Annotated in this window: 21 protein-coding genes; 3 read left to right on the forward strand and 18 right to left on the reverse strand. The window is 70.5% G+C overall.

What is annotated here, in order from left to right:
• The 4 genes from ACIF6F_RS20555 to ACIF6F_RS20570 form a co-directional block, all read right to left on the reverse strand.
• Positions 1-741: DUF2637 domain-containing protein (locus ACIF6F_RS20555; RefSeq protein WP_399948481.1), on the reverse strand; the 741-nt coding region annotated here is incomplete at its 3' end.
• Between the two features lie 33 nt (positions 742-774).
• A complete protein-coding gene (locus ACIF6F_RS20560) occupies positions 775-1389 on the reverse strand; it encodes a WhiB family transcriptional regulator (protein ID WP_399948483.1) in 615 nt (204 codons plus the stop codon).
• Positions 1390-1503: 114 nt separating this feature from the next.
• Positions 1504-2265 carry an ATP-binding protein gene (locus tag ACIF6F_RS20565; RefSeq protein WP_399948970.1) on the reverse strand — a complete coding sequence of 254 codons (762 nt, stop codon included), beginning with the start codon at positions 2263-2265 and terminating at the stop codon, positions 1504-1506.
• The gene (locus ACIF6F_RS20570; RefSeq protein WP_399948485.1) at positions 2265-3332 is read right to left on the reverse strand and encodes a hypothetical protein; all 1068 of its coding nucleotides are present in this window, start codon (positions 3330-3332) and stop codon (positions 2265-2267) included. Before ACIF6F_RS20570 ends, ACIF6F_RS20565 begins: the two co-directional genes overlap by 1 nt.
• A 1028-nt stretch (positions 3333-4360) precedes the next feature.
• Here ACIF6F_RS20570 and ACIF6F_RS20575 point away from each other — a divergent pair.
• On the forward strand, positions 4361-5764 hold the full coding sequence (locus tag ACIF6F_RS20575) for a helix-turn-helix transcriptional regulator (RefSeq protein WP_399948487.1): 1404 nt from the start codon (positions 4361-4363) through the stop codon (positions 5762-5764).
• 291 nt (positions 5765-6055) lie between these two features.
• On the opposite strand, the gene ACIF6F_RS20580 is transcribed toward ACIF6F_RS20575, so the two are convergent.
• The 8 genes from ACIF6F_RS20580 to ACIF6F_RS20615 all read right to left on the reverse strand — a co-directional run bounded on the left by ACIF6F_RS20580 (position 6056) and on the right by ACIF6F_RS20615 (position 12593).
• On the reverse strand, positions 6056-6955 hold the full coding sequence (locus ACIF6F_RS20580; protein WP_399948489.1) for an aKG-HExxH-type peptide beta-hydroxylase: 900 nt from the start codon (positions 6953-6955) through the stop codon (positions 6056-6058).
• Between the two features lie 92 nt (positions 6956-7047).
• Positions 7048-7206, reverse strand: coding sequence for a hypothetical protein (locus ACIF6F_RS20585; protein WP_399948491.1), 159 nt, complete (start codon positions 7204-7206; stop codon positions 7048-7050).
• Between the two features lie 105 nt (positions 7207-7311).
• Positions 7312-8205 (reverse strand): protein kinase, encoded by an 894-nt coding sequence (locus ACIF6F_RS20590; protein WP_399948493.1) that lies wholly within the window; start codon positions 8203-8205, stop codon positions 7312-7314.
• 16 nt (positions 8206-8221) lie between these two features.
• Entirely contained in the window at positions 8222-8857 is a 636-nt protein-coding gene (locus tag ACIF6F_RS20595) for a dTMP kinase (protein WP_399948495.1), read from the reverse strand.
• 5 nt (positions 8858-8862) lie between these two features.
• Positions 8863-9594 (reverse strand): hypothetical protein, encoded by a 732-nt coding sequence (locus tag ACIF6F_RS20600; protein ID WP_399948497.1) that lies wholly within the window; start codon positions 9592-9594, stop codon positions 8863-8865.
• Positions 9591-10235: a hypothetical protein gene (locus ACIF6F_RS20605; RefSeq protein WP_399948499.1), complete on the reverse strand. Its 645-nt coding sequence runs from the start codon at positions 10233-10235 to the stop codon at positions 9591-9593. The genes ACIF6F_RS20600 and ACIF6F_RS20605 overlap by 4 nt, the downstream gene beginning before the upstream one ends.
• Positions 10232-12118: a radical SAM protein gene (locus ACIF6F_RS20610; protein WP_399948502.1), complete on the reverse strand. Its 1887-nt coding sequence runs from the start codon at positions 12116-12118 to the stop codon at positions 10232-10234. Before ACIF6F_RS20610 ends, ACIF6F_RS20605 begins: the two co-directional genes overlap by 4 nt.
• A 40-nt stretch (positions 12119-12158) precedes the next feature.
• Positions 12159-12593 carry an NUDIX domain-containing protein gene (locus ACIF6F_RS20615; protein WP_399948504.1) on the reverse strand — a complete coding sequence of 145 codons (435 nt, stop codon included), beginning with the start codon at positions 12591-12593 and terminating at the stop codon, positions 12159-12161.
• A gap of 289 nt (positions 12594-12882) precedes the next feature.
• On the opposite strand from ACIF6F_RS20615, the gene ACIF6F_RS20620 reads away from it, so the two are divergent.
• Positions 12883-14190: a helix-turn-helix domain-containing protein gene (locus ACIF6F_RS20620; protein ID WP_399948506.1), complete on the forward strand. Its 1308-nt coding sequence runs from the start codon at positions 12883-12885 to the stop codon at positions 14188-14190.
• Positions 14191-14259: 69 nt separating this feature from the next.
• Here the strand turns inward: ACIF6F_RS20620 and ACIF6F_RS20625 are convergent, their stop codons facing one another.
• From ACIF6F_RS20625 to ACIF6F_RS20640, 4 genes are all read right to left on the reverse strand, one after another.
• Positions 14260-14625, reverse strand: coding sequence for a MazG-like family protein (locus tag ACIF6F_RS20625; RefSeq protein WP_399948508.1), 366 nt, complete (start codon positions 14623-14625; stop codon positions 14260-14262).
• A gap of 70 nt (positions 14626-14695) precedes the next feature.
• Complete coding sequence (locus ACIF6F_RS20630) at positions 14696-15469, reverse strand: PIG-L deacetylase family protein (protein WP_399948510.1); 774 nt, start codon at positions 15467-15469, stop codon at positions 14696-14698.
• A 35-nt stretch (positions 15470-15504) separates the two neighbouring features.
• Complete coding sequence (locus ACIF6F_RS20635) at positions 15505-16665, reverse strand: NUDIX domain-containing protein (protein WP_399948512.1); 1161 nt, start codon at positions 16663-16665, stop codon at positions 15505-15507.
• A 241-nt stretch (positions 16666-16906) separates the two neighbouring features.
• Positions 16907-18778 carry an ATP-binding cassette domain-containing protein gene (locus tag ACIF6F_RS20640; RefSeq protein ID WP_399948972.1) on the reverse strand — a complete coding sequence of 624 codons (1872 nt, stop codon included), beginning with the start codon at positions 18776-18778 and terminating at the stop codon, positions 16907-16909.
• A gap of 307 nt (positions 18779-19085) precedes the next feature.
• On the opposite strand from ACIF6F_RS20640, the gene ACIF6F_RS20645 reads away from it, so the two are divergent.
• Positions 19086-19637, forward strand: coding sequence for an NUDIX hydrolase (locus ACIF6F_RS20645; RefSeq protein WP_399948514.1), 552 nt, complete (start codon positions 19086-19088; stop codon positions 19635-19637).
• A 158-nt stretch (positions 19638-19795) separates the two neighbouring features.
• On the opposite strand, the gene ACIF6F_RS20650 is transcribed toward ACIF6F_RS20645, so the two are convergent.
• Positions 19796-20425, reverse strand: coding sequence for a disulfide bond formation protein DsbA (locus tag ACIF6F_RS20650; protein ID WP_399948974.1), 630 nt, complete (start codon positions 20423-20425; stop codon positions 19796-19798).
• Between the two features lie 59 nt (positions 20426-20484).
• Positions 20485-21147, reverse strand: coding sequence for a PolC-type DNA polymerase III (locus ACIF6F_RS20655; protein ID WP_399948516.1), 663 nt, complete (start codon positions 21145-21147; stop codon positions 20485-20487).
• Between the last annotated feature and the right edge of the window lie 39 nt (positions 21148-21186).

A 21186-nucleotide genomic window follows, 5' to 3' on the forward strand; every position in this document is an offset into this window, starting at 1 on the left:
CGGGGTCGGTCCGGGTTCGGCCTCCGGTCCGGGTTCGGTCTCCGGGTTCGGGCGGTGGTCCGGGGCTGGTCCGGGTTCCGGGGTCGGTCCGGGTTCGGCTTCCGGTCCGGGTTCGGTCTCCGGGTTCGGGCGGTGGTCCGGGGCTGGTCCGGGTTCCGGGGTCGGTCCGGGTTCGGTCTCTGGTCCGGGTTCGGTCTCCGGGTTCGGGTGGTGGTCCGGGGTTGGTCCGGGTTCCGGGGTCGGTCCGGGTTGGGCTTCCGGTCCGGGTTCGGGGACCCGGACCTGCTCCTCGTTCGGCAGGGGGCGGGCGACGCGCTGGTGGATCTGCCGCATCAGCACCCCGAAGGCGAGCATGCTGGCCGTGGGCGGGACTGCGGCGACGACGTAGTCCAGGTGCGGCACTGGGCCGGGGGTCGCGCCGCTGACGCCGAGGACGTTGAGGGCGATCGATCCGATGGATCCGGTGGCGGTCACGCCGATCGCCCACCAGTCCGTCCGCCGGCGCAGGCCCGCGCGGAACATCAGCAGCTCACCCGCCACGATGAAGGCGTCGAGGGTGGCCGGCCAGGCCCACTGCCGGATGGGCGAGCTGTCGAGGCCGTGTCGTGCGGCGACTTCCGCCAGGTGGGCGTAGGAGAGCCAGAAGCCGGACCCTGTCAGCACCGCGATCACCATCACGGCTGCGGTCAGGGCGTATCGGTCCGCGGTCTCCTCGGTCAACAGGTACCTTCCGGTCGGCATGGATGGAGGCGAAGTTCGTGGGGCTGCGACGGCTCATGCGGCCTTCCGCAGGGCGTCGATCAGGTCATCCGTCTGGACCTGCCGGGGGACAGGGCAAAACGTTTCGTCCATGGCGTCGGCCTCGTCGTCGTCCGGGTCCGCCGGCGTCCAGTAGCGGTCGCGGTCCGCGATGGCGTGGCCCGCGTCTCGCAGAAGGTCGCGGGCATGGTCGAGATCGACGGCGAGGACGTACGAGAGGCGCTCCGGGGTCCACTTGCGGACGTAGGCGTGGCGGGCGACGGCGTCTCGCTCGGCGGCGGTGAGGAACACGTCCCGCCCCATGATCGCGGCACGCACTCGGGCGTAGTCGAGACGCTTGGCGACCTTGGCGTGCCAGGGCCGGCGCTCCTCTCGGGTCAGTCCGCCCCACATGCCCCACCGGATGTCGTTGTCGAGGGCGTGGGTGAAGCAGTCCTGCCGCACGGGGCACGTGTGGCAGAACGACTTCGCCTCGGCGATGTCGGCTAGGGCACGCGGCGCCGAGAAGAACAGCCGGTCGGCCTCGTGGGCTTCCAGGCCCCGGCAGGCTCCGCGGGCGTGCCAGGAAATGTCGGCGATGCCTCGCACGGGCGGGGCCGGGGTGCTGCTGTTGGTGGTGATGTGGCGCATGGGTGTCTCCAGGGGATGCCGCCGGGCAGGCAGGAGCGGCGCGGCACGCGAAGGGGGCGGTCGGCGCGGCTGGGGCCGGCGGTGAAAGCAGGTGGTGAGAGGGGCGCGGGGCCGTCAGGCGGCGACGCGGAAGCGGCGGTCTGGGCCGCCGAGGTGGACCGGGGTGCACATGCCGGACAGGCGGGAGAGGACGCGGTCGCCGATCTTGTCGCGCAGGACGGGCTGGCGAGGGTCCATGTGCTCGGTGCGGACCGGCGGCAGGTTGGTCGTGATGATCGTCGGCCGGCGGTGCTCCGAGCGCCAGTTGAGCAGGCGGAAGGTGATCTCCTCGGTCCACTCGGTGCTCTTGGCGGCGCCGAGGTCGTCCAGCAGCAGCAGCGGCACGCGGACGATCCGGCGCAGCAGGTACTCGGGATCGAGTCCGTTCCGGGCTCGCATCGCGCCGTAGAGGTCCGCCGCGGTCGTCGCCTCCCACCGAACCCCGCACCCGGCGGCGGTCAGCGCGCGGATCGCCCCGTACGCCTCGTGGGTCTTGCCGGCGCCCGTGGGCCCCCACAGCAGCAGGCTGCGGCCGTGGGTGATCTCGCGCTGGCCGGTCCGGCCGATGTGGGGCGCGAGGGCGTTGGCGGCGTGCCCGACCGCAGCGTCGGCGATGGAGCGTACCCAGCGGGCGACGTCCGGATGCTCGGTCTGAGCGGCGCGGTACTCGTACGGGATGCGCTCCTGGGCGGCGTCCAGGGCCGGGGTCGGCTCCGGGCGGTCGGCGAGCGGCGCAGTGGCGTTCGGGTCGATGCCCCGCTCGGCGAGCTTGCGCTGAATCCAGGCCATCGCCGGGTTGTCGGCGGCCGTCTGAGGGTCGTCGAGGCGAGAGCGGATCACAGGGCGACTCCGAAGGTCCCGGTCGGGGCGGTGGGATTGAGGTACGGGGTGTAGGCGGGGGCGGCGGCTGCCCAAGGGCCCGCGCCGGAGGCGGAGGACGGCGCCGAGTTGACCACCTCGTTGACGAGGCTCGCCAGGACGCTCGGGTGCAGGCCCTTGGCCCGCAGGCGGTCGAGCGCGGGTCGCAGCGCGTCGGGCTCGAAGCCCTCGTCCAGCATCTGGCGGATCTCCTTGCCCAGGTGCCCGAGGAACGTCTTCGGCGGACGGCGGCTGCATCCGCGGAGGTATTCCGCCATCAGCCGCTTCGCCGACCATTCGCCCGCCTCGGCGGACTCCAGCACCTGCTCCGAGGAGGGGACCGGCGCGGGCGCCTCGCGCCCCCTACGGGAAGATCCAGGATCCAAGATCCTAGATCCAGTACCGGAACCCTCAGTGAATGTGGCCTCCGCCACGTCCTCGGACCCAGCGATATCGCTCTGACCTGCGGCTTCTTCAGATCCCCGCCAGATGGCAGGCTCTTCCGGCGAAGTGACCCCCATCACGCGGGAGGCTGAGGGAGCGACGGGGACCTCTTCGATGCCCAGGGGCGGCGGATCAGTCGGCATGAGGTCTTCGTGAGGGCTCACGAAGACAGGCGCCGCCAGGTCGCCCTCGCGGCGGCCGAGGTGGCCCTGCGCCGGGCACGCGCGGGTGCCGCATTCGCCGCACGGCTTCTTGGCCTCGTGGAGCGGACAGCGCGGCAGACGGGACACCGAAGGGCGGTTGATCTTCTGGTGACGGTCCCACGTGACGATGTGCAGCCACGTCTTTCCGTCACAGCCGGTATAACGGCAGATCAGGCCACGCTCGGCCAGCTGCTCCAGGTCCTGGGCGACGTGTGCCGGGGTGTGGTCGGGACGCAGGGCCCACAGTCGCCCGGCGATCACGGCTGGCAGGTCGCGGTGCCGGCCCGCGTCATCGGCCTGAGTGAGCAGACCGATGAAGGTCAGTACGGCTGTCACAGGGACGGAGGCGAGATCCTCCGACTCCCAAGCCTCCGGCTTGATCGTGCGGATGCGGGCCATCAGACCTCACCGCCGTGCCGGCGTGCCGGACGGTCCGTGACAGCCGTGGCCGCAGTGGGCTCCACGGGCCCGGTCCCAGAAGACGGGGTTCCGCGCAGGGCCGTGCTCATGCAAGACTCTCCTTGTAGTACAAGCCGCTCCGGTGTTGCCCCGTAGGAAGGGCCGGTGCGGTGGTGACGGGTCGCCTGTCCGCCGTTGGCTCGGCGGAAAGGTAAGACTCTTCGCATTCCGGCGCCCGGGAGTTGGCTCTCCTGGGCGCCGCGGCGTTTCTAGGTGCTTACTCGGATCCTCATATCGCTCTTTCGCCGGTCGCCGGGCTGCCCGGCGGGGGACGACGAACATACGCAGAGCACCGGCGCAAGTCCATACTTTGCACTAGTTTTCGTCACTGTCCGTGTGGGGCGCGATGCCCCCAGGTGAGGGGTCGGGGCCGTAGGTGCCTGCCTCCGTCTACCGCTCAACGGAAATGATCTTCTTTCTCCTTTCCTCGACGGCGGGGCGATCACGCCGCCGACCTGGTGATGTCCAGGATTTAAACCCGCCCTGGATTCATCGTCAACGCCATCTCAAGACGCGTTTACGCGCGTAGAAACTGGTGATGCCGGAAGGTCCTGGGGAGCTGCCTGGGCCCCAACTTGGCTTTTCCGTAAGGGGGGATGGCGGGAGGGGAGTCGTCGAGAGTTGGTCGTGAAGAGGCCGTGAAGGCGCAGAGGGTGCACAGAGAGAAAAAACCGGCAATTAATTGCCGGTTTCGGAACCGGAAAATCCTTGCCGGTTTATTGTCCGATTCGAGCGGATCGCGTCTCTATTGCCCCTCGGCCTCTTACCTACGGGAACGTAGGTAGGTGTGGGGCGCGTCACCCTGTGGAAGAAGGTGATCCTGGCCACCGAAAATGATCTCGTACTCTGGAGTAGAGGCAGGGGAGGGCCGGCGCGTATCGCGCAAGGTCCCCCCTCTTTTTGTTGCCTCCGCTCGGGGAAGGTAGCCCTCAATGCGAGGGGAAGCACACGACGATCGAGGAGAGCGGATGGGCGCGACTGAGCCCCTCCACCCGGGCCCCGGGAGCGGCGGGGAAGGCGCGGAGCGGACGGCTGGCAGGGAGCGCGAAGGGCAGGAGACCCCGTGGGCCGGACAGGTCATGGGCTTCGCTGGCCAGCTCAAGACCTGGCGCAAGGCAGCCGGGCACCGTCGAGGCCGGAGAGTGACCCAAGAAGAGTGCGCGACCGCGGTCGGCAGGTCGGAGAGGTGGTGGCGAGCCCTCGAACGCGGCGACGGCCGCAATCGCCTCGACCGCGCCCAGTGCGACAGCCTCGCGGAACTGCTCCAGCTGGATCGGGACGAGTACATCGCCCTGCTGCTCTACAACAACCTGACCATTGCCGCTGCTGACAGCGGGGCCACGGCAGATCCGCGAGTTCGCAGTGGCCTGCGCCTGCTAATCGACAAGCAGATGCCGGCTCCCACCTATCTGTGCGACGCCCACTGGAACATCATCGGATTCAACCCGGCGATGGCGCAGTGGTGGCCCTGGGTCCTTGAGCCTGGCGCCAATCTCATGAGGTGGGCGCTCACGTCAGGCGAGGCGCGCGTCCAGTATCACGACTGGGAACGTCATGCTCGCGAGTACGTCCGCATGCTGAAGTTCGCCCTCGCCCGCGGGACCGACTCGGCCGAACTGATCGAACTGATCGGCGACGTCTGCAAGGACGCGGATGTGCGGGGCATCTGGGAGGCGACGAACGAGCTGACGGAGAATCGGGACGGGCACATCTTCCGGATGTCGATTCCGGCGATGGATTGGGAGCCGATCGACGTCGTCTCGCACGTCTTGTATCCGGCAGCACTTCCCGACTGTCGCATGGTCGTAATCACCTGGTGGACAAACGAGGACGGCGAGGAGGAGGCGCGCGACGTGGACACCGCACTCGGCGCTGCAGGAGAAGAGTCGCAGGTTCAGCCGCCGGCTCCGCCGGCTGCCGCGGCTCGACGTCGGATCGCTCACGCGATTACTGGACGGATATCCGTTCCCACGGCAGAAGAAGCAGCCGCGCTGGCCGGGGCTGACGCCGTTCCCCTCCCGGTGCTCAGCCGGCTCATGGGAGACGGGTGCCAGCTCACCCTGTCCCCCTCTGCCCAGTCGGTCATCTGGGCGGTGAAGGAGGAGGACGGAGCCTGGAGCGTCTCGGAGGTCTCGGTCTACACCGCGATCGTGAAGCTTCCTCACGCTGCCACCGAACCCGAAGCCCGGGCGGAGATGAAGACCTTGGTCAGGGCCAATCTGCCGGCCGACCCCAAGGAGGCGTCGGGACGGATCCAGGAGCTGCTGCCCCAACTCCGGCACAGGATTCACTTCCTGGAGCAGATTGGGCGGGACCTGTACGAGCAGGACCCGACACTCCCGTACATCTGGGATCCGACCGACGAGATCTGAGCGGATCTTTCTAAAAGGTCGGTGCGTGTTCGCGGTTGAACGGCGATCGCGCGAGGGTGGGGTGATCCAGTCCGCTGCGATCATGGTCAACCAGAACATTCTCGCGCATCGCTGATACTCCTGGCCGAGCGCGGAGGCGCGACGCCCGACCCCCTGCCTGCGCCCTGACGGACGTGTTCGCCTATGTCCAGGCTTGGGGGATCAAGCTGCGGCAGGATGCCACCGTGATCCAGGTCTGGCTTTGCTCACGAGTCGTGAGCAAAGCCAGACCCACGTGGTGACCTGGAGCGTTTACAGAGAGAGAGCCTCGGCGTAGACGCTCTGCAGACGCTGCTGAAGCTCGGGGTGGGGGACGAGGGCGAGCGCCTTCGTGTGATCGGCCGTAGTGGTCGCGAGCAGCCGGCGCTGCTGATCGAGGTAGCCGGCCAGGAAGCGGTGGAGGCCACCACTGGTTTCGGTGAGCACGCGGGCGGTGTAGATCATGGTCAGGGGGAATGCCCAGCAGGCGTGGAGGAAGCCGAAAGCGGGCCTCGGTGAGTTTCGCCAGGGGGAGTGGAACGTCTCCGCCTCGTCGAGCGTGCAGCCGATCGAGGCCAGGGCGTCGTTGAGCCAGTTGTGGCCGGCTTCGTGGACCAGGTCGCGGCCGAGTACGGGCGGGGCGCCGACGTGGTCGGTGTATACGGTTCCCGGAAGCCGGGTGATGGCCCAGCTGATGAGGGTGTCGCCGAGCGCTTTGCGCCGGAGCAGGCAGGTGACGACTGCGTGGTCCGCCAGCAGATCGCCGAACCCGTGCCGAGCTGCCGCGTCGAAGGCGGATGCGGTGAGGGCGAGTTCGTCCGCCGAGGCGGCTGTGGTGTCGGGGCCGAGGACGTAGTACGCGGTGTCGGAGATCGAGGACCGCAGCATGAGGTCCGGGTCGGGCGAGACGATGACACGGGGGCCGACGGCCGTCGGCGTGGCGAGGGCGATCCCGTTCGCGTCGGGGTGGTCCTGGTACCAGTCGAAGGTGGTGGTGTCCCCGGTGCGGGCGGAGGCTTCGGCGCCTTCGAGGGCGTGATGGGCCAGGCAGTAGGTGTCGGCCGGCCGCTCGGTCCGGCCCGCGTCGGCCCGGAAGAGGCTGTGGATCCGCTGCGTGCGGTCCCGGCGCAGGCCCTGGATGGGGGAGAACGCGAAGTCGAGAGGTGCGGGCATAAGGGTTCCTTCCCGGAGCTGGGCTGGGGCCGGCCCGTCGGGCCGGCCCCAAGGTGACTACCGGCGGGTCGCCGCCGGCGTCAGAGGGTGTCTCAGGCGTCGGTACCCTCGGCGGCGGCCGGCTCAGTGGCCGTCCATCCGTCGGCGGAGACGCTGGAGGTGTGGGCGGTGGCACGGACGGCGCCCTCGTCGGCGCGGAGGGTGTCCACGGCGGCGAGGAAGGACTCGGGGGTCGTCTGGTTCTCGGTCATGGTTGGTCTTGCCCTCTCATGGGTTGGGATGTGGGTGTCGTGTGCTCGGGCAGAGCGGGGGTGCTCGGGCGGAGCGCACCGCAGGCCCTCCTTCCGGAGGTGTGCTTAGTGCCCGCGGCGCGGCTGCGGCGCGGAAGTCGGGTCGGCCGCCTGCCGGAGACCGTCGTGCAGGTCCGCCATCGTGGGGCGGTCCCTGGGGTCCGGTGCGAGTGCTCCGGTGAGCAGCGGGCGCAGCGGGGCTGGCGCGGAGTCCAGGCGGTGGGTGCCGTGGCGGGGGATGTCGCCGCATGCGAAGCGGTGGACCAGGACGGCGAGGCTGAACACGTCGGCGGCCGGGGTGGCGGTGTTGTACGAGGAGGCGTATTCCGGGGGCCAGTGGACTTCCGGGCCGCGCCCGGCAGGGCCTCGGGCGGCGGTGGTGAGCCGGGCGGCGCCGAGGTCGGTGATCAGGCCGTGGCCGTCGTGGACGAGGACGTTCTCCTGGTAGACGTCGCGGTGCACGATGCCGCGCTCGTGCAGGTGGGTGAGGCCGGCTGCGACGTCGGCCAGGATGCCCAGCCCGGCGGCCGTGGTCTTCTCGTCGCGTGGGGCCGTGAGCCAGGAGCGGAAGGAGCCGCCGGGGCAGTAGGGCATCGTGTACCAGTCGAACCGGTCGGTGGCGCCTTCCTCCAGGAGCGGGACGACGTGTCCGGCGCCGGTGGCGGCGCGGGCGACGGAGATCTCGTGGCGGAAGTCCTCGCGGGCGAGGGCACGTTCGGCCGGGGTCATCTCGGCGTACCAGTAGAAGCCGTACGCGGCCGGGCGGTCCTTCTCGTCGAGTTCGGCGAGGACGTGGTTGCTGCCGAACCCGGCCTTGAGGACCACGGGCGCCATCTCGTTCTGGCTGACGAGGGCCAGGGTGCTGGCGCGGGTGAAGGAGAGCAGGTTGTGGACCTGCCATCCGTCGGTGCCGAGCTGGTCGAGGACCCAGGCGGCCGGGTGCATCGGATGCAGACGCATGTCGGGGGCACTCCTCCTATACGCGCGCGGTGGGCGCGGGGGCTTGACGTAAGGCGCTCAGGCACATAGCGGTCAGGGTGTCGAGGTCGGTGCCGGTGCTGCAGGGGTGGCGCAGGACGGGTAGCCCGGTCACCTCGGTCCAGGCCGTGGTCGCCTGGTCGTACAGGTCGGTAAGGCGTGCCGCGGTGTCGGGGTCCTCGCCGAAGCGGCGTTGCGTGGCCCGGCGCGAGAGCCGCTCAAGGCACAGGCCGGCCGGTGTGGTCAGCAGGATGGTCAGCTTCGCGCGTGCGGCGGGCGCGTGGGCGAGCTGCCGGACGCAGTCGGTCACGGGCAGACCGTGGACCAGGGCGAGCTGGCACGCGGTTGACAGGGTGAGTCGGTCGGCGACGACGTGCCCGCGGGCAAGGGCAGGGGCCAGATTGTGGCGGCCGTGCAGGTCCAGGTCGAGGCGGGCGGCGGAGATCGCTTCCGTGCTGTCGGCGGCGCGGAGACCAGAGCGCAGGCGGACGATCGTCCGGGTGGCGGGGAGCGACAGCCAGGAGAACTGGCCGATGTGCCCCAGCGGCAGGCCCTCGGCGCGGGCGGCGGCGAGGAGCCGGTCGCGCAGGGTGCTCTTGCCCGCCCCGGAGATGCCCTCGATGGCCAGCAGCATCCCCTTCACCGCTCGCCGGCTTCGGCGGTCAGCCAGCTGATGAACTTCGCGCACCGCCCACGGACCACCGGCTCCGTGCCGTGGGCGAGCTGGGAGCCGTAGAGCAGGGCGGTGCCCTGGGCGGGGCTCACGGTCCAGCGGGTACGGGGCATCTGCGTGAACCAGCCGGCGGAGTGGTCGGCGCCGTCGTGCGCCAGCCACATGCCGGGCGCGTAGCCGCTGCCGGGGGAGTGGTCGAGGCGGGTGTTCCACAGGCGGCTGTCGGAGGAGGTCTCGACGTAGAACCCGCCGCCGGCCTCCGCCTCGCTGATCACCACGCTGATGCCGGCGATCTGCCGGGGCCAGGCGAGCGGGTCGGGGGCGATGCCGTCGAGGTGAGAGGTGATGTGCTGGCCGGGCCCGTACTCGACGTACGTCCACGGACGGCACGTCGTGATCGACGGCATGACGCGGGACAAGGCGGGGCGGGCCCGGTCGAAGGCGTCCTGGAGCAGTTGCTCGGCCTGCTCGGGGATCTTCGGGATCTCCACTCGCCCGGCCGGCTCGTACACGGCCATCGCCTGCTCCGGGGTGTGGCCGGGGATCTCGTGGATGGAGCTGCTGCGCTGCTCGCCGAAGTGGCTTCGGCGCTCGGAGGTGAGGAAGGCGCGCATCAGGGCGGCGAGCTGGTCCCGCTCGTCGGCGGTGAGGAAGCCTTCGACGCTTCCGATGGCGACGGTCTCGGCGATGTGGATCACGACGGGTTCCTCCTTGATTCGAGCACACGGCGGACGTCGCCCAGGCCGCCGGTGCAGTGGTTGAGCCAACTGACCACGGGCGCCTGGGTGGTGGCGGCCGGGTCCGCCCACAGGGCCAGCAGCTCGCCGGTCAGCGGCAGTTCGTCCACACCCGGCAGGGCTTCGGGGGCTGGCGGTTCGGCGGTGAGCCGGTCCAGGGCCGCGCACGCGGTGGTGTGCCGGGCGGCGAAGACCCGCCCCACCCGGCTGGCCGCTGCACGTCCGCAGGCATCCAGGAGCCCCGGCGCCGGAGAATGCTGGTGGTAGGCCCGGTACTCGGCCGCAGCCCAGCCGCTCCCTACCGCCGCCGCGGCCGAGGTGACACGACAGGCCGCACAGCACGTGCCGGACGTGCGCGGGCACGGCCGGTGGTGGCCGGGCAGCTCGGCCGCGACCTCCAGGAGCGCTCCCCACGCGGAGCCCGCCAGCACCGTCTCCGGCGACCGGGAGACGGGAGTCCGGTGGCGGCAGCAGGCCGGTCCGGATACCGGCGCCCGATCGGCTGCCGGCAGATCGGGGGCGATGAGCAGGACGTGGAAGTACGCGATGCGCCCGAGCAGCTGGTGGACGGTCAGTTCGTCGAGGACCCATTCCCCGCTCACGCTGGCACTCCCTCACGAAGGGACACATCCGGCGTGGGGACGGGGCAGGCGCACCGGTAGCCGGTCGGCCGCTCGCCGCCGAGGGCGGCGGCGACGGCCCGGGTCGCCTCGTCCACGGCCGCGAAGTACGCCGCCCAGCCGTGTCCGGGCGCGGGCAGCAGAACCAGGTCGACCACAGGGACACTGCGTGTACTGCTCTCGCAATCCAGTTCGGCGCGGCCCACCGTCACCTGGACGGAAGCGGGCAGGGCGGGGGCCGCGGCGGTGGCCGCACGGCACAGGGCGGCGGCCACGCGGGCGTACTCCGCGCGGTCGCGGGGCAGGACCCCGACCCGGCGCTCGGTGGGGAGCATGCCGAGGCCGTCGTACGAGTGGCCCTCGCAGCTGTCGTACGTGACGCAGCCCCACGGGCCGGTGACGGCGTCAACCAGTGGGCGGACACCGGCTTCGATCGCCTCGTGCCACTGCGGGTGGCCCGGGTCGAGGTCGTCGGCCTCGTGTACGCCGGGTTCGCCGACGGTGTTGATGTTGCCGTATGCGCTGGTGTGCAGCCGCACCGGCGGACGGTCCGCGTCGGGGCGGTCCCACCGGGAGAGGAAGACATCGATGTCCCGCATGCTGTTCGGGGTCTGCGGGCGCCACCGGGTGGTGCGGCACCAGGCGCCGTCCGGGTGGGCGGGCTGGGCGAGGAGGGCCGCGATCCCGTCGATCATCCGCATGCGGTAGTCACAGTAGGCGTCCTGGTCGCCGGCCTTCTCGTAGCGCCAGCGGGTGGCGATGCACCCTCCGCCGCACGCCGAGCGGTACGAGCAGCCGGTGCACCGTCCCATCAGGTCCTTGCCCTGGTTCAGCAGCGGGAGCCGGCGCTGGGCGGCGACGATGTGGGGCTCTCCCGCAGTCTGGTCGAGGCGGGTGAGCTGGGCTTGGGGCCAGGGGAGTTCGTCGCAGCTGCCCAGGCGGCCGTCGGGGTAGAAGGTGAAGACGTGATCGCACTTCAGGTCGGAGAAGTGGCAGAAGCCGGTCCCCAGCCCCCGCAGTCGGCGGATCGTCGACACCGCCGGTTCCAGCTTCAGCCGGGTGAAGTGTCCGCCCGCGATCCACCGGGCCGTGGCGGCGAGGACGAACTCGGCGTACTGCGACGGACTGATCGCCCAGGCCGGCCCGCCTTCGGCACCGACGGCCGCCTGCTGAAGCCGACGGCTCGCCGGAACCCGGCGGCCGGAAACGGCGGTGGGCCGCCGCACGGGGGTGTCGAAGCAGGGAACGAAGCTGACGGCGTTGACCGCCTCGAACCCAGCCAGGTGATCCACGACCTCCTCGGCGCGGCCGGCGACGGCCGGGGTGACCGCCGCGATCACCCCGGCCTTCCACCCGCGGGCAGCCAGGAGCCGAAGGGCGGCAGCCACCTTCGGGTACACCGGCGCCCCGTCGTACCCGACCCTCCAGGCGTTGCCCTTCGCGTCCCCGTCCAGCGACACCCCGATCCGCAGCCCCGGGTACACGGACTCGAAGAGGTCCAGCCACACGTCGTCCAGCAGGACACCGTTGGTCTGCATCGAGACACGAACCACGGACGGCTGCACGGCGAGCTCGCGCAACAAATCGGCGATGTGCTCGCGGCCCGCGGTCAGCGGCTCACCGCCGTGCAGCTCGACCGCGAGCCGGCGGCCCGGGAAGATCTCGGCGAGCCGGCGCACCTGCCCGGCGTCGATCCGCGCGCCTCCCGGGGCCTCCTTGCGCTTCTCGTAGCAGTACATGCAGTCGATGTCGCAGGTCTCCCCGCGCACCTTCAGGATCACCGAGACGGCGGCCTCGCCATCGTCGGTCTCCAGACTGCGGTACAGCTCGTCGATCGGACTGTGCCGGGCGGGGGTGCTGTACATCGGCTGCCTCCCTGATGCGGGTCGAGGCGAATGGGTGGGGTCAGACGTCCAGGAGCCCGAGCAGCGCGCCCTGCCCGGACTGGAGCACGTGCGCGGTCTCCAGCGGGATCCAGAAGCACTCGAACCGCGTCGGTTCACCGTGTCCGTCGTGGTCCTCCTGGCTCGGCCACCGCGCGGGCGTCGGCTCGGTCAGCTCCAGAAGGAAGACGTGCCGCTCCTGGATCTCGGCGCGGTACGGACCCATGTCGTACGAGGTCACGCCGAGCTTGCGCACGACCTTGAAGTCCGTCAGCCCGGTCTCCTCGCGGGCCTCGCGCAGCGCCGCCGCCTCGGGCGTCTCGCCCTCGCGGATGCTGCCTGCCGGGACCTGGACGCCTACCTCCTCCCAGGGGAAGTCGGTGTGGCGGTGGACCAGCAGTCGGCCGTCGCGCACGATGTAGCACAGCGCTTTGGCCTTGGTGGTCTTCTCGGGCACGGGGTTCTCCTCAGGAGTCGTCGGATCGCGCCCGCCGGCCACAACCCGAAGTCGGGCAACGAGGACCGGTCGGGACGGAAGCGCTGAGTCTAGGTCTCGCGAGGAAGCTCCCGGTGGAGTCCGCAGAGGCCGAAGAGACCTGCCGCATCGGGCTGTAGTCGCCACTCGTGCAGGACTTCGAGGATGCGACAACTGTCCCTTCCGGCAAAGGGGTTGCCGGTAGTCCCCCGGTAGTCCCCTTCGGTCGAAAGATGGGACGGAGGGTGCGGCCCGGTGCTTGTATATCGGTGTGGACCAGTTCACCCACCCGCTCGCCTACCGTCGGTGGCAACGCGGACTGACCGGGCCCGACCTCGCGGCCGGGGTCCGTACCGCCGCAGCCCGTCGCGGGCTGCGCTCCGGCGTGGACAAGCAACGCGTGCGCAAGTGGGAGCGGGGAGCCGTCCCCGAGGCCGACACCCAGTACGACATCGCCGAGGCCCTGGGAATGCCGGCCGACGACGTCGACCCGACCAACTGGCCGAACTGGCTCCTCGCCGGCGACACCGGCGTCGTCCCGCTCGGCCCGTCCAGCACCGTGCCCGCCCTGCGAGAGGCCCTCACCAGCACCATGGACCGACGTGCGTTTCTTTCCGCTTCGGGCGTAGCCCTCACGGGCCTCGCCGCCACCTGGGCAGGCTCGGGTGCCGTCGTCCTCCCCTCCGCGAAGGGCCCCACGAACGTAGGGGGCGAACTGGTCACCCTCCTCGAAGACAGCACCCGGCGACTCAGCTCGATCGCCACCGAGCAGCGCCAGCACCTCACCGCGCTCCTCGACGGACACCTCACCACCGTCACCGACATGATCCAGCACGGCCGCTACGACAAACCGACAGGCCAGCGCCTCCACCACCTCGCGGCCTCCCTCGCCCAGACAACCGCCTGGCACCGCTTCGACCGCGGACAGCACACGACCGCCCAGAAGCACTGGGTCGCCGCCCTCCACAGCGCCCACGCCACCGGAGACCGCGACATGGGCGCCGCCATGCTCGGAGACCTCGCCTATCAGGCCGCCTGGTGCAAGGACCACCCCACCGCCGTCGGCATCCTCACCCACGCCATCACCCGCACCGACCACCCCGCCGCCCGCAGCCTTCTCCACCTCCGCCTCGCCCGGGCCCTGGCGGCCCAAGGAGACGAGCGGGAGACCCGACGAGCCCTCACCACAGCCGAACGACTCCTCGCGGCCTCGACCGCGAAACCCCTGCCGGCCTGGTGCTCCTGGTACGGCGAAGCCGATCTCGCCGTCGACACCGGCCAGGCCCTCCTCGACCTCGGCGACACCGCCCGCGCCCACCAGCTGATCACCGAAGGGCGTGCCCTCTTGCCCCCCGAGCGCGACAAGACCAAAGGGGTCTTCCTCGCCTACCAGGCCAAGAGCCACCTCGAACTCAAGGAGCCGGAGATCGCCGCCCGCACAGCCGGGGAAGCGCTCCGGCTCGCCCGCCGCATCGGAGCACCGCGCTGCGAAGCCCTGGTCCAGGACCTCGTCCCTGCCTTCAGGCAGGTGCCGGCTGCCGAGGGCGTCGAGGAGTTCCTGGCCCTGGCCGCCGGTTGACGAAACCTGGAGAGCGCGCCTGCCAGCAGGTCCTCTGCCACGTGACTCCCCGGCCGCCCGCACCGTTTTTCACGCCCCTTCGCGAGGCGGCGCACCGGTGTCATCGTCCAGGTCGAAGAACCTCGCGGCCTTCCGGGCGAGCAGGGCTTCGAAGAAGGCAGGCGCCTCGTCACCCAACATCCGGTGCAGGGAGACCAGGCTGGTGATCGCGGCATCAGCGACCTCTTCCTGGACATGGCCCCAGGTGTGGCTCTGCCCCTTCCGGGGGTTGGTGGCCCAGGCGCCGATCACGGCCTGGGCCGACTCGCCGACCTCCTCGGTGAGTTTGAGGACCTGCAAGGTCCATTGCTGCTCTGCGGGGATCCCGCGCGCGGTGTCGAGACGGGTGAAGAGATCGGCGAGTCGGCCGATGGTCTCCCACGGGGAGGGGCTCAAAACGGGCTCCATGGTCTTGGGTCCGGCACGCGTAGCGCGACGGTGATTCGATTTGTGGTTATCGCGCTCTTCAGCTGGTCAGTTCCGGCAGCATGCCGGGCGCGAGGCCGGTGGCGAGCCGAGTGAAGTACTCGGTCCGGATGAGCGGCTCCCGGTCGACGGGACCGAGACGGGAGAGGATGCCGGGCAGGGGGCGTTCCCTGGCGACCTGGCTCCTGTGGGCGAGGATGGCTCTCCACTTCTGGTCGAGATGGCTGCCCACGTCGACCGTCGTGGTGACCTGCTCGTCTGGGACGCTCAGGGTTGTCTTGCCGGCCCGCTTCATGAGCGCGCTCAGCGTGCCGGCACGCGAGTGCGGGTGCGTGGCCGCGTAGAGGGCCCGGGGGCGCCAGGGCGGTCCCGCGTCCGGGTAGCGGTGTTCGAGGCCGGCGGCGTGAAAAGCGAGGACGGTCGCCTGGTGGGTGCGGACGTGATCAGGATGACCCGTCAGCTGACCGTACGCGTCGTGGGTGATCAGGATCTGCGGGCGTACCGCCCTGATGTGCGCGACGATCGCCTCGACCAGCTCGTCGATCGGCGCGTCACACAGCCGCGACCGGCCCGGGGACGACTCGGGGACGCGCGCATCGGCGTAGCCGAGCATCCGCGGTTCCCCGGCGCGCAGAACGGTCAACGCATCGGCCAGCTCCGTGGCCCGATGGGTGCCAGTGGCCCACGTCGCAGTGACAACGGCCGTGTCCGCTCCTGCGGCGGCGTGCTGCGCCAGGACGCCTCCTGCCAGCAGCGCTTCGTCGTCGGGGTGACCGAAGACAGCGAGAAGCGAAGGGCGCGACGGTCGGGTCATGACGGTGCTCCTTTCCTGAGGTGATAGCCGTCGGACTAAGCGAGGCGGGTGTTGTAGGGCTGGAAGTCGGCCGGCGGGTGGTCGAGGGGGAGTTCCTGCTTCCACGCCGTCAGGCACTGGCTGCTCGGCACGAAGAGAGGCTGGGGCAGCGCGTCGAGGCTCCAGAACCGCCACGAGCCGATCGTTCCCTCCAGCTCCCGTGGTGTGCCGGACCAGCGGGTGATCCGCGCGGGCACCGTGAGCCGGAGGACGCCGCCCACATGATCGAGAAGCGTGCCGAGCACCTGCACGTCGGCCGGATTCGCGATCAACCCGGTTTCCTCGGCGAGCTCTCGGACCACGGCCTTGAGGAACGTCTCGCCGGGCTCCAGCGATCCGCCGGGCAATTCCCACGTGCCGAGCCTGTGGCGCCCCAGCAGGACACCATCCGGGCCGTGCACGATGATGCCGACCCCCAGCGCCGCGTGGGGCGCGGGCGACGCCGATGTCCGGGGCCGGCTGCGGATCCGTTTCGGGCGGCGAGCCGCGTATAGCCGGTACGACAGGGGCTGGTCGGGCTGCGGGGAGTCGATCGTCGTGACCGTCTCCATGACAAGGCCGTGGTCGACGAGGAGGTCCTCCCACAGCTGCGGTTCGAGGACCCACATGTGCATCTGGTGCTCAATGTCCGTGCCAGGGAGCCGCAGGATTTCGGGACGGGCCGTGACGGAGCCGGAGGGGCCGTCGCCGTTCGAGTTGGTGTGCAGCGCGCTGAACAGAAGCCGGCCACCGGGCCTGAGGCTGTTGGCCAGGGCAGGCAGAAGGCGGTGCGGATCCACGAAGGGCACGCCGCTGACGGAGTAGATCAGATCGTAGGGGTCGGCTTCCCGCAGGTGGTCGACGGCGTCGGCGCACACCAGACGCAGGCCGGGGGTGTCGGGGTAGCGGGTGAGGGCGCGCTGGTGCTGGGTGGGGGAGGCGTCGACGGCGGTGACGTCGGCGCCGAGGGCGGCCAGGTGAGCTGCGTGTCGGCCAACTCCGGATCCCAGGTCCAGGACGCGCAGGCCGGCGACCTCGCCGAGCACCCTGATTCCGGGCCCGGCCTGCGACATATCCCAGGCCCATTCGTCCAGTTCCGGCAGGTCGAAGGTCCGGCTGAGCTGATGGCGGCCGTAGAGGGTCCAGATCTCGCCGATGGTTTTCTCGACGTCCGGCACGAGGTACTTCCTTTCGTTCGCGGGCGGATGCTCAGGGGCGCAGGACGTAGCAGTGCAGGACGTCGAGGTCGGCGGTCCGCGCGACGGACCAGCCGGCCTCACGCCGTGCACCTCGCGCTCGGGTGCGACGCGTACGAGGAGCGCAAGTCACAGGTGGCGCTGGTGGCGGGGGACGGGGCATGGGCCCTCCTTGATGTGGCCTGTCCGCCTGGCGGGGCGCGACAGGGGGCGGTGAGGTCGGTCAGCGGTCCTGGGAGAGTTCCAGGAGTTCGGCGAAGGTTCCGCCGCCGTGGGTGAGGTCGTCGTACCGGCCCTGTTCGGTGATCCGGCCGTGCTCCATCACGATGATGTGGTCGGCGATCTTGGTGTTTTCCAGGCGGTGGGTGACCACGATGGTGATGCGGTCGGCGGCGATGGCCTTGATCTGTTCGAAGATCTGGTGTTCGCCCCGGGGGTCCATCTGGGAGGTGGGCTCGTCGAGGATGAGCAGTTCGGGCTGGCGGTACAGGGCCCTGGAACACGCGATGCGTTGCCACTGGCCGCCGGAGAGTTCCGTGCCGCCCCACAGGTCCCGGGCGAGGAGGGTGTCGAGACCGGCGGGGAGGTCTTCGACGGCGTCGCGCAGGCCGACCGCGTCGATGGCCTCCCAGACCGGGGCGTCGTCGTGGGTGCGCGGCTGGCCGAGGGTCACGTTCTCGCGCAGGCGCAGCGGCCACTGCCCGAAGATCTGCGGCACCAGGCCGGTCAGGCGCCAGACCGAGGCCGGGTCGGCGTCGGCGAGGTCGGTGCCGTTCCACGAGACCGTGCCCTTGTCCGCCAGGTAGATGCCGGTCAGCAGCCGGGTCAGGGTGCTCTTCCCGGAACCGTTCGCCCCGACGATCGCGAGGATCTGGCCGCGCCGCAGGGTCAGCGAGACGCCGTCGACGGCGGGTTTGTCCTTGCCCGGGTACTGGTAGACCACCTCTTCCAGACGGATCTCGTCTACCGGCGCGGCCAGACGGCAAGGACCCCGCTGGGGCGCGCGGTCGGCGGCCTCGTCGAGGAAGCTCTGCATGTCGCCGAGGTACAGGCTGGTGTGGAAGACCGCGGCGCCGCCGGTGACGACCTGGGTCAAGGCGGCGAGCATGGTCTGCACCGCGATCACGGCCGTCGCGGCGACCGCGAGGTCGATCCGGCCGGAGACCGCCAGCCACGCCAGCGCACCCCACGTCGCCGCCAGGCAGACGCCGCCGGCGAGCGCGGACAACAGAGCGATCCGCAGGGTTCGTGGCGCGGCGGCCAGGGTGCGCCGATCGCACCGGTCCGACAGGGCCCGGTACCAGTAGACGAGATAGTCGACCATGGAGTTCGCGCGGACCTCGTCGCTGTACTTGGACTCGGTGGCCCACCAGCGCATCATCCCGCGTACGTTGCGATCTGCGATGTTGCCGTAGTGGATCTCGTAGTCCACCCGCGCGCTCAGCACGGCCCCGACACCGGCTGGCAGCACGGCGAGCAGCAGCAGCGGCAGCATCAGCGGGTTCAGCACCGACAGCACGCCTCCGGCGGTGACCATGCGGATCACCGCCGACACGAACTGCTGCGCGTCGGCCACCATCACGTGGGTGCGCATCACCCCCATCTCGGCCGCCTCACGCCGATCGGAGAAACCGTCCTCCGCGTACGCAGCCGCCTCCACTCGGCACACCGCCTCGACCAGCGCCGAATCCATCTCCGTCGTCAACCGCGGCGTGATCCGCCGCCCCGCATACGAAGCCACCGCCCGCGCTGTCCGAGCCACGGCGGCGGCGACCGTCACCACGAGCAGCGCCGGTAGGGCACCCCGCAGGCGGTCTCCGGCGGACCCGGCTCCGAGCACGGGTTCCATGGCGCGGGCGGTGGCCGTCAGCAGCACGGCGGCCGAGACGCCAGTGACCAGCTGGCAGCCGAGAAGCAGCTGCACGGCCCGCCGGTCGATCCGCCAGGACAGCCGCGCGATCCGGCCCAGGACGGCGGGGATCTGCGCGCACATCCGCCGGAAGGACACCTCGGCGAGCGGGTTGATGGAGTACTGCCCGGTGTAGATGATCTCCGCCGGCGGCGGCGGAGGCGGCGTGTTCTGCTGCTCGTTCATGGGTTTCGAGGTCAACGGCGGTTCCTCCTGAGCGGTCGGCCGGCGCGGGTCGTGAAGCTCAACGACCCCGCCGGGATATCGAACTGGTGTCTTTCGGACGCCGTTGGTTCCCCGAGATTCGGCGCGTGTCGGAGCGTGGAGAATGCACCCACCCAGGCCCCCCAACGGGCCCTCTATGTAAGGCGGTTGGCCGAAACGCCGAAGGCGAACCCTTTATGGTGAAGGCGGGCGCGGCGGTGAACCACGGCCCCCGCCGGACTTGTAGAGTGCGACCCTCCCCGCACGTACCCCTCGCTGGAGTCGAATCGTGGCAATCTCTGATTCCGACATCTCGGACGCTCTCGGTGCCTACTTGCAGCGCTACCCGGACGAAGCCGAGCAGCTGTCGGAGCCTCTGCGGCTTCTGGCGGAAGGCCGGGACTTCGCCTCGCGGAGCAGGTTCCCCATGCACGTGACCGTCGGTGCCCTGCTCGTCCGCGACGACGCCGAGATCCTCCTCATCGAGCACCTCGCCTATGGCCTCACTCTTCAGCCAGGCGGTCACCTTGAGCCGACCGACACCACCTTGGTCGAGGCGGCGGTGCGTGAGCTGACCGAGGAGACCGGCATGGACCCCCGGCAGGTCTCCGTGGTGTCCCCGACCCCCGTCTACGTCGAGTACGGCAAGGTGCCGGCCCGGCCGCAGAAGGACGAGCCGGAGCACTACCACCTGGACATCGGATACGCCTTCACCACGGTCCGCGGTGACGTCGGACGCATCCAGGAGTCCGAGGTGGCCGGCGCCGGCTGGTACCCGCTGGAGGTGGCCGAGCGCCTGGTCGGACACCGCATCAGACGAGCGGTCACCGCACCGGCCTAGAGGGTCTGTCCCGAGGCGCCGTTGGTCCCGGGCTTTCGTGCCCGGGACGCGCTGGTCGGCACGCCGGCGGCCCTGCTCGCCTTGCTGCCGAACCATGGGCTTCATCCTTCGTGCTCGGGGGCGGTCGGGGTGTCGTTCCTGCAGGCGTGCGGATTCGGTCACTCGAAGGAGGGCTTGCTGTCCCGGCTCCGTTTGAGCTCGTAAAACCCGTCCGTCGCCGCGACGTGGAGCAGGCCGTCCCAGAGCTGGCCGGCGGCCTCGCCGCGGGGAACCTGCCGGAGCACCGGGCCGAACAGGGTTGTGCCGGCGACCCGGAGAACGGGGGTCCCGACATCGAGGCCCACCTCGTCGAACGCCTCGTTGTGCGAGTCCTTGATGAGGCGGTCGAACTCCGTGCTCGTCGCGGCGGAGGCCAGCGAGGCGGGCAGGCACGTTTCGGCGAGCGCCTCCGTGATCACGGCGGGATCCTCGCGGCGCCGCTGGTTGTGCAGGCGGGTGCCGATGGCGGTGTACAGAGGGCCGAGGACGTCCTGGCCGGCGTGCTCGGCGGCAGCCGCGCAGACCCTCACGGAGCCCCATGCCTTCTCCATCAGCGCGCGGTAGTCGTCGCTGAGCCCCTTCCCCTCACGCTGTTCCAGGTTGAGGTAGGCCAGCGACATGATCCGCCAGTCCGCGCGTACGGGCCGGACCGTCTCCACCTCCAGGAGCCATCGGGAGGTCACCCACGCCCAGGGGCACAACGGGTCGAACCAGAAGGGCACTTCGGCGAGTTCCCGCTCTTCCTTCATCATCGGATCGAGCACGTCCTTTCTCGGATCGGTCGTACGGCGGTCGTGCGCCGAGGGGGTCAGACGTCGAAGAGACCGGCCTGCACAGGGAGGTTGGCCTTGGCGGTGCGGCCGGCGGTCCTCACCAGTGCCGCGAGGCTGGCGACCCGCGGGTCTTCGTCTGCGGCGCTGATGAGGTGCAGGAAGACCTTCGCGGTGACATCCACGTCGGCCGGGGCGCGGTGCCGGTCCGTGGGTTGCGGGATGCCGAAGTGGGCTAGCAGCGTGTCGAGTTTGTAGTTCGGCAGGTTCGGGATCAGGCGTTTGGCCAGCGGGATCGTGTCGAGGAGGTCCGTCCTGGCCAGCGTCGGGCTGTGTTCGGCCTGGTTGTGGAGGACGTTCGCCTCGGTGGCCGCGTGCTGGGCCACCAGCAAATACGGGGTGCCGGCCGTGAGCCGCTGGTCCAGCGCCCCCAGTGCTTCGGCCGGGGTGGGAGCCTGCTGGAGCTGCTCGGCGGTCAGCCCGGTCTGAGCGGTGTCCGCCGGGGTCACGGGGGCGAACTCGGGCGGCCGGATCAGGGACGTGTATCGCCCAGTCTCCGTCCACGCGCCGTCCTCGAACCGCAGGGCGAGCGCGGCGACCTCGATGGGCTGGGCCGGGTAGCCGGTGGGGGTCGTCGTCTCGAAGTCGATGACGACGAACGTCGTGGCTCGGAAGGCGGGGTCTTGGGTCAAGCCGCCCATGAGTTCTCCCTTCGCGTACGTCCCGTGCTGCCCTGACCT

It is taken from the genome of Streptomyces sp. NPDC086023 (assembly GCF_044540325.1).
GTDB lineage: Bacteria > Actinomycetota > Actinomycetes > Streptomycetales > Streptomycetaceae > Streptomyces.